This window comes from Streptomyces sp. MK37H, from assembly GCF_018035285.1.
Taxonomy (GTDB): Bacteria; Actinomycetota; Actinomycetes; order Streptomycetales; family Streptomycetaceae; genus Streptomyces; species Streptomyces endocoffeicus.
In genome coordinates, this window is record NZ_JAAAYH010000836.1 from 1 (window position 1) to 1496 (window position 1496).

The window sequence follows — 1496 nt, forward strand, 5'->3', positions numbered from 1 at the left end:
GTTGGCCGCCACATAACTCCCCTGCCCCGAGCTGCCCAGCGTCCCAGCGGCCGAGGAGAACAGGACGAAGGCCGCCAGATCCAGATGCCGGGTCAGCTCGTGCAGATGGAGTGCGGCGTCCACCTTCGGGGCGAAGACCGTGTCCAGCCGTTCCCTGGTCAAGGCGGTGATCACACCATCGTCCAGCGCTCCTGCACTGTGCACCACTCCGGTCAGTGGCGCCTCCTCGGGCAGCGAGGACAGCAACCCCGCCAGGGCGTCGCGGTCTGCCACGTCGCAGGCGGCGATCCGTACTCGTGCGCCAAGCGAGGTCAGTTCCCGCTCCAGCTCGGCGGCGCCGGCGGCCTGGGGGCCGCTCCGGCTGGTCAGCACCAGATTCCGTACGCCGTGCTCGGTCACCAGGCGCCGGGCGGCCACCTTGCCCAGCGATCCGGTGCCACCCGTGATGAGCACGGTGCCTTCCGGGTCCAGTCGGCGCGGCAGGGTGAACACGTTCTTGCCGATGTGCTGCGCCTGGCTCATGAAGCGGAAGGCGGCCGGAGCACGCCGGATGTCCCATACGGTCACCGGTGGCGGGGTCAGCACGCCCTTCTCGAAGAGGTCGACCAGCTCGGTCAGCATCCGCTGGATGCGCTCGCCACCGGCCTCGGCCAGGTCAAACGCCCGATAGACCACGCCGGGGCGCTGAGTGCCCACCTCTTCGGCGCCCCGGATATCGCTCTTGCCCATCTCGATGAACCGGCCGCCCCTGGGCAGCAACCGGAGCGAGGCGTCCACGAAGTCTCCAGCGAGGGCGTCCAGCACCACATCGAAGCCACGGCCGCCGGTCATCTCGAGAAACCGCTGCTCGAACTCCAGCGTCCGGGAGTTGGCCAGCCGTCCGTCCGGGACGCCGGCGGTACGCGCCGCGTCCCACTTGGCGGGGCTGGCCGTTCCGTAGACCTCAGCACCCCAATACCGGGCCAGCTGCACCGCGGCCATGCCGACGCCACCGGCGGCCGCATGGATGAGGACCGACTCCCCGCGCTCCAGCCGTGCCAGGTCCCGCAACCCGAAGTACGCGGTGAGGAATACGCAGGGGACCGCGGCCGCCTGCTCGAAGGACCATCCCTCGGGCATGTGGACGAGGGTGAGGCAGTCGGCGACGGCGATGGGGCCGCCCGCGCCCTCAAAGAGCCCCATGACCCGGTCGCCCGGGGCGAGGCGGGTAACACCCGGGCCGACCTCCGTGACCACTCCCGCACCCTCGTTGCCGATGCTGATCTCGCCGGGGTACATGCCCAGCGCCATCAGCACATCACGGAAGTTGAGTCCCGCGGCACGCGTCTCGATCCGGACATGGCCCGGGGGCAGTGGCGCCAAGGCATTCGGCGACGGCAGCAGCGCCAGGCCCTCCAATGTCCCCGGGCCGCGCGTGCCCAGCTGCCACGCGGGTTCTCCCTCGGGCGCCACCAGCGCCTCATCGGCCGTCGCCCGGGTCAGGCGGCGTTGGTGGC

General features: G+C 70.9%; 1 protein-coding gene. It reads right to left on the minus strand.

The genetic code is table 11. The annotated features are described in order from the left end of the window. Positions 1-1496, minus strand: a 1496-nt coding sequence (locus GWI24_RS44290) for an MDR/SDR family oxidoreductase (RefSeq protein ID WP_210951651.1), incomplete at both ends; no start/stop codon positions are given.